Genomic DNA, 5,621 nt, shown 5'->3' with positions numbered 1-5,621 from the left:
GCCTCGCACAGGGCGGCGAGCCGGCGCAAGGTCGAGACCGGCAAGGTCGAAGCCTCGTCCAGCCGCGCATCCGGCCGGCCGTCGCCGGGCAGCACGGCGAGGGCGATGCCCTTTCGTTTCGCGAGGTCATGGACCTGCATCAGGCCATAGGACCAATAGGCCTCGCCGCCGATTAGGCGGATCAGGATCGCCTTCGCGCCCGTCAGGGTGCGGCCGACATAGGTATCGACCGAGAGCGGATGGCGCAGCGCCGCCAGATTGGCGAGGCGGAGCGACGGCAATCGCCCCTGCCCCCGGTGCCAGCCCGCCGCGAAACCGCCAAGGTCGCTGTCCGAGAAGGACAGAACGACGAGATCCGCCGGGTCCTGGCCGAGATCGGCCGGCCGGGCGGCCTCGTCGAGGCCATGGCTTTCGCGGAAGACGACATGCATGGCGGGATCAGACGCCGAGGCGGCGGCGGATCGCCGCTTCGTCGAGATCGCCCCGCTCGGCGATGACGACGAGGCGGGAGAGACGGGGGCCGTGCCACGGCCGGTCGAACTGCATCCGCACCCGCGCGCCCACGGCCTGGACGAGAAGGCGCATCGGCTTGCCGGCGACGGCGACATGGCCCTTCACCCGCAGGATGCGCCGGTCGCGGGCAAGCCCCGCGATGGCCTCGGCCAGGGCCTCCGGGTCCGTAACCTCGCCAAGGTCGATCACGGTCGAGGCGAAATCGTCATGCTCGTGATCGTCGTCGCCATCGTGGTGGGACGGGCGGGCGGCGATGTCGTCTTCCGCGGCAGCGTCGAGGCCCAGCACCACGCGGGGATCGATCACGCCATCGGCGAGGGTGAGCACCGGAAGCGTGCGGGGCGCCTCGGCCGCGATCAGGGCGCGGGCGGCGGCGACGCCGGCCTCCCCGGCGAGATCGGGCTTGGAGAGGAGGACGAGATCGGCGCAGGCGATCTGATCCTCGAACACTTCCGACAACGGGGTTTCATGCTCGCTGTCGACGCTCGCCGCGATGTCGGGCGCGAAGCGTCCCAGGGCCACGGCTTCCGCGTCGGCGAGGGCGATCACGCCGTCGATGGTGACGCGGCTGCGGATGTCCGGCCAGTCGAAAGCCTTCAGTAGGGGCTTGGGCAGGGCAAGGCCCGATGTCTCGATCAGGATGTGATCGGGTCGCCGGGGCAGGGCCAGCAATTTCTCGATCGTCGGCAGGAAATCGTCGGCGACGGTGCAGCAGATGCAGCCATTGGCCAGTTCGACGATGTTTTCCGCCGGGCAATTCTCGTCGGCGCAGGCCTTCAGCAATTCGCCGTCGACCCCCAGGGTGCCGAATTCATTGACGAGGACGGCCAGCCGCCGTCCCCCGGCATGGGCCATCAGATGGCGGATGAGCGTGGTCTTGCCGGCGCCGAGAAAGCCGGTGACGATGGTGACGGGGGTTTTCGCGAGATCGGCCATGGCTCAGAACTCCCGCGGGGGCATGCGGGCGATCACGTTCCGGCGAAAGAGCTCGGGACGGTCGCGCCAGGGCACGATGCCGTCGGCGCTGCCGGCATAGAGCGCGGCGCCTTCGAGCAGGGGACCAAGATCGGTTTCGGGGGCGATGCCGCCATAGACATAGGTCCAGCGCCCCGGTCCGGCCAAGGCGACGGCGCAGCCGCGCGAACAGGCGGACAGGCAAGTCACGGGCGCGACCACGACACCCTCGGGCGCGCTGTGCCGAGCGGCATCGTGCAATCGCGCGCCGGCGCAGCTTTCACCTTCGCCCACCGCGCGATGGACACGGCAGGTGATACAGACATGTAGCGTTACGGCCATCCCCGGTCCTTCGCGCAAGAGGCAAAGGGGTGGGGCCGAAGGGGGACGCGCGCATGCGTCCGCCTGCCGGTCGCGAACACCCCGTTCGCCCGATCAGAAACACGCGCTGGCAGGTCTCCCGGCTTGCGGATTCAGGAATTTCTTCCAGCGGGCGTCCACCTTCCCGGCCTTTCGGCCAGTGGCTTGGACGACCTCTCCGGTCACGGTCGCGGGGGCGGCTGCGCTTGGGGACCCCTTGGGGGGTTTCCCTGTCGCATTCCCTCTTCGCCTGTCATAAACAGGAACCAGCGCGGCCCCAAGAGAGGCCGCCTCCAGCGAATTGTCAAGGCCTTCGGGGGAGTGAACATGACGGCGACGACCGGCGCGGACGCGGCGGCGCACACAGCGAAAATGGCCCGGGTCAAGGCCGCGCGCGACCGCATGACGGCGCAGCGGCAAGGCGAGAAGGGCCTGATCATCGTCCATACCGGCACCGGCAAGGGCAAGAGTTCGGCCGGATTCGGCATGATCTTCCGCGCCATCGCCCACGGCATGAACTGCGCCGTCGTCCAGTTCATCAAGGGCGCGCGCGACACCGGTGAGCGCCGCCTGATCGAGGCGCATTTCCCCCAACTCTGCCGCTTTCACACCATGGGCGAGGGCTTCACCTGGGAAACCCAGGACAAGGCCCGCGACATCGCCGCCGCCCGCGCCGGCTGGGACAAGGCGAAGGACCTGATCCGCGATCCCACCATCCGCATGGTGCTGCTCGACGAGATCAATATCGCGCTGCGTTACGATTATCTCGACCTCGCCGAGGTGCTGGCCTTCCTGCGCGACGAGAAACCGCCCATGACCCATGTCGTGCTGACCGGGCGGAACGCGAAGCCCGAGCTGATCGAAATCGCCGATCTCGTCACCGAGATGACCCTGGTCAAGCACCCCTTCCGCTCCGGCATCAAGGCCCAGGCCGGGGTGGAATACTGATGCGCGCCCTGATGATCCAGGGCACCGGCTCCAATGTCGGCAAGTCGCTGCTGGTCGCCGGCCTGTGCCGGGCGGCGCGGCGGCGCGGCATCGTCGTTGCCCCGTTCAAGCCGCAGAACATGTCGAACAACGCAGCCGTCACCGCCGACGGCGGCGAGATCGGCAGGGCGCAGGCATTGCAGGCGCTGGCCGCCGGGCTCGAGCCCATCGTCCACATGAACCCCGTCCTGCTGAAACCCGAAAGCGAGACGGGCGCCCAGGTGATCGTGCAGGGCAAGCGGCGGACGACCACCCGCGCCGCCGATTACGCCGCCCTGAAGGCGGGCCTGATGGCCAGCGTGCTGGAGAGTTTCAACCACCTGGGCACCATCGCCGATCTCGTCATCGTCGAGGGGGCGGGCAGCCCGGCGGAGGTGAACCTGCGCGCGAACGACATCGCCAACATGGGCTTCGCCCGGGCGGCCGGCGTACCCGTGATCCTGGCCGGCGATATCGACCGGGGCGGCGTCATCGCCCAGCTGGTCGGCACCAGAGCCGTGCTCGACGCCGCCGATGCGGCGATGATCCAGGGCTTCCTGATCAACAAGTTTCGCGGCGATCCCGCCCTGTTCGAGGAGGGTTACCGCCAGATCGAGGCGCGCACGGGCTGGCGCGGTTTTGGCGTGCTGCCGCATTTCCCCGCCGCCGCCCGCCTGCCGGCGGAAGACGCCCTCGACCTCGAGCGGGCGGGTGCTGGCGGAACTTTACGCATCGCCTGCCTCGCCTTCTCGCGCATCGCCAATTTCGACGATCTCGACCCCTTGCGCCTCAGCCCCGGCGTCGACCTCACCATGGTCCGGCCCGGGCAGGCGATCCCGGGCGATTGCGCGCTGGTGATCCTGCCCGGCAGCAAGTCGACCCGGGGCGACCTCGCCTTCCTGCGGCGGCAGGGCTGGGACATCGACCTCGCCGGCCATGTCCGGCGTGGCGGCCATGTGCTCGGTATCTGCGGCGGTTACCAGATGCTGGGCCGGCGCATCGCCGACCCCCTGGGCATCGAAGGCCCGCCGGGGGAAGAGGCGGGCCTTGGTCTTCTCGATGTCGAGACGGTGATGACCGAGGACAAGCGCCTGACCCGCGTCACCGGCAACCATGTCGCCAGCGGCCTTGCCGTCGACGGCTATGAAATCCACATCGGCCGGACCGAGGGGCCGGACCGGGCGCGGCCCTTCGCCCATGTCGCGGGCGCGGCGGAGGGTGCGACCTCGGCCGATGGCCGCATCATCGGCAGTTATCTCCATGGTCTCTTCACCGCCGACGATTTCCGCGCGGCCTTTCTCGCCATGCTCGGGACCGCCGCCGGTGGCGGGCGCTATGGCGCGCTGGTCGAGGAAACCCTGGACCAGCTCGCCGATCATCTCGAGCGCCATCTCGACGTCGGCGGTCTGCTGGCCCTCGCCCGCGCGCAGCCCGCTTGACGGCGCGCCGGCAGATGCCGATAGTGCCCCTGTCGTTGGTTCCCCCATCGGGGGACGAACAGGGAATCCGGTGCGCCGTTTCACGGCAATTCCGGGGCTGCCCCCGCAACTGTAAGCGGTAGTGACACGCCTTGCATGGCCACTGGGAAACCGGGAAGGCCGGCGCGTCATGATCGATCCGCGAGCCAGGAGACCTGCCAACGGCCGTGTCAGCGTCGAACCCGGGCGGGGTGTCCGGGCGGGTCGTGTGCCGTGTCCTCCTTCGCGAGGACAGGCCCCCTTCCATCGGCGATGACGCGTTCGCGGTCATCCTGACGTTCCGGGAGGGGAACAGATGCATATCATGGAAGGCTTTCTGCCGGCTGGCCACGCGTTGGCCTGGGCCGCCGTTTCGGCGCCCGTGGTCGCCTATGGCGCCTGGCGCGTTACACGCACCCTGCGGGCGCATCCCGAGCTGAAGCCGCTGCTCGCGGCTTCGGGCGCCTATGTCTTCATCCTGTCGGCGCTGAAGCTGCCCTCGGTCACCGGCAGCTGCTCCCACCCGACCGGCACCGGCCTCGCCGCCACCCTGTTCGGGCCCTGGGTGACCGCCTTGCTCGGCACCATCGTCCTCCTGTTCCAGGCACTGCTGCTCGCCCATGGCGGCCTGACCACGCTGGGCGCCAATGTCTTCTCGATGGCGATCGTGGGGCCTCTCGTCGCCTATGGTCTCTACCACGGGCTGGGGCGGATCGGCGCGCCGCTCGGGCTCGCGGTCTTCACCGCGGCGGCGCTGGGCGATCTGACGACCTATATGGTCACCTCCGTCCAGCTGGCGCTGGCCTTCCCCGATCCGGTGTCCGGCTTCGAAGGCGCCATGGCCAAGTTCCTCGGCATTTTCGCCGTGACCCAGGTTCCCCTCGCGATCAGCGAGGGCCTGCTGACCGTCGTCGTCGTCAATCTGCTGCGGCGCTACAGCGGCACGGAACTCGCCCTGCTGGCCAGGCTTCGCCGGAGGGCCGCGTGATGCTGAGACGAAACCTCGCGCTTCTCGCCGGCGTCATCGCCCTCGCCATCCTGCCCTTGCTGATCCATCCGCCGGGAACGGCGGAATTCAGCGGCGCCGACGGCCAGGCCGAAGGCGTGATCGCCGAGAATGCCCCCGATTACACCCCCTGGTTCACCCCCCTGTGGGAGCCGCCGAGCGGCGAGATCGAAAGCCTGCTCTTCGCGCTTCAGGCGGCCCTCGGGGCCGGCGTCCTCGGCTATTACTTCGGGCGCCGCCGGGGTCTGTCCGAGATACGGGGAGCGGCCCCGGCGGAATGATCGGCCGCGAAATCGACCGCGCGGCGCAGACCGGCCGCTGGCGCGACGTGCCGGCGGCGGAGAAGCTGGCGCTCGCCCTTGGCC

At 69.4% G+C, this 5,621-nt stretch carries 6 protein-coding genes, 1 pseudogene and 2 riboswitches; of the genes and pseudogenes, 4 read left to right on the top strand and 3 right to left on the bottom strand.

Annotation, left to right across the window (positions count from 1 at the left end):
* The 3 genes and pseudogenes from WAZ62_RS17580 to WAZ62_RS17570 form a co-directional block, all read right to left on the bottom strand.
* Nucleotides 1-431: pseudogene (locus tag WAZ62_RS17580) on the bottom strand (cobaltochelatase subunit CobN); the annotation flags it as partial.
* Nucleotides 432-438: 7 nt separating this feature from the next.
* Nucleotides 439-1,449, bottom strand: a complete 1,011-nt coding sequence (gene cobW / locus WAZ62_RS17575) for a cobalamin biosynthesis protein CobW (protein WP_422644838.1) — start codon at nt 1,447-1,449, stop codon at nt 439-441.
* Between the two features lie 3 nt (nt 1,450-1,452).
* Entirely contained in the window at nt 1,453-1,809 is a 357-nt protein-coding gene (locus WAZ62_RS17570; RefSeq protein ID WP_422644837.1) for a DUF1636 family protein, read from the bottom strand.
* Between the two features lie 91 nt (nt 1,810-1,900).
* Nucleotides 1,901-2,113: riboswitch (cobalamin riboswitch) on the bottom strand.
* Between the two features lie 41 nt (nt 2,114-2,154).
* Between WAZ62_RS17570 and cobO the strand changes: the two genes are divergently transcribed.
* The 4 genes from cobO (at nt 2,155) to WAZ62_RS17550 (ending at nt 5,537) form a co-directional block, all read left to right on the top strand.
* A complete protein-coding gene (gene cobO, locus WAZ62_RS17565) occupies nt 2,155-2,775 on the top strand; it encodes a cob(I)yrinic acid a,c-diamide adenosyltransferase (RefSeq protein ID WP_422644836.1) in 621 nt (206 codons plus the stop codon).
* Entirely contained in the window at nt 2,775-4,232 is a 1,458-nt protein-coding gene (locus WAZ62_RS17560) for a cobyric acid synthase (protein ID WP_422644835.1), read from the top strand. Before cobO ends, WAZ62_RS17560 begins: the two co-directional genes overlap by 1 nt.
* 19 nt (nt 4,233-4,251) lie before the next feature.
* A riboswitch (cobalamin riboswitch) is annotated at nt 4,252-4,448 on the top strand.
* A gap of 118 nt (nt 4,449-4,566) precedes the next feature.
* Complete coding sequence (locus tag WAZ62_RS17555; RefSeq protein WP_422644834.1) at nt 4,567-5,238, top strand: energy-coupling factor ABC transporter permease; 672 nt, start codon at nt 4,567-4,569, stop codon at nt 5,236-5,238.
* Entirely contained in the window at nt 5,238-5,537 is a 300-nt protein-coding gene (locus WAZ62_RS17550; RefSeq protein WP_422644833.1) for an energy-coupling factor ABC transporter substrate-binding protein, read from the top strand. Before WAZ62_RS17555 ends, WAZ62_RS17550 begins: the two co-directional genes overlap by 1 nt.
* Nucleotides 5,538-5,621: the final 84 nt, after the last annotated feature.

Source organism: Zavarzinia sp. (genome assembly GCF_049306435.1).
In the GTDB taxonomy this organism is placed as follows: Bacteria; Pseudomonadota; Alphaproteobacteria; order Zavarziniales; family Zavarziniaceae; genus Zavarzinia.
Note: the sequence above shows the minus strand (reverse complement) of the source record. Positions and strands in the feature narration are given on the sequence as shown.

Excerpts from the sequence above, each read along its gene's own strand:
- WAZ62_RS17550 (WP_422644833.1), top strand. The coding sequence starts at position 5,238 with ATGCTGAGACGAAACCTCGCGCTTCTCGCCGGCGTCATCGCCCTCGCC.
- WAZ62_RS17570 (WP_422644837.1), bottom strand. The coding sequence starts at position 1,809 with ATGGCCGTAACGCTACATGTCTGTATCACCTGCCGTGTCCATCGCGCG.
- cobO (WP_422644836.1), top strand. The coding sequence starts at position 2,155 with ATGACGGCGACGACCGGCGCGGACGCGGCGGCGCACACAGCGAAAATG.
- WAZ62_RS17555 (WP_422644834.1), top strand. The coding sequence starts at position 4,567 with ATGCATATCATGGAAGGCTTTCTGCCGGCTGGCCACGCGTTGGCCTGG.
- WAZ62_RS17560 (WP_422644835.1), top strand. The coding sequence starts at position 2,775 with ATGCGCGCCCTGATGATCCAGGGCACCGGCTCCAATGTCGGCAAGTCG.
- cobW (WP_422644838.1), bottom strand. The coding sequence starts at position 1,449 with ATGGCCGATCTCGCGAAAACCCCCGTCACCATCGTCACCGGCTTTCTC.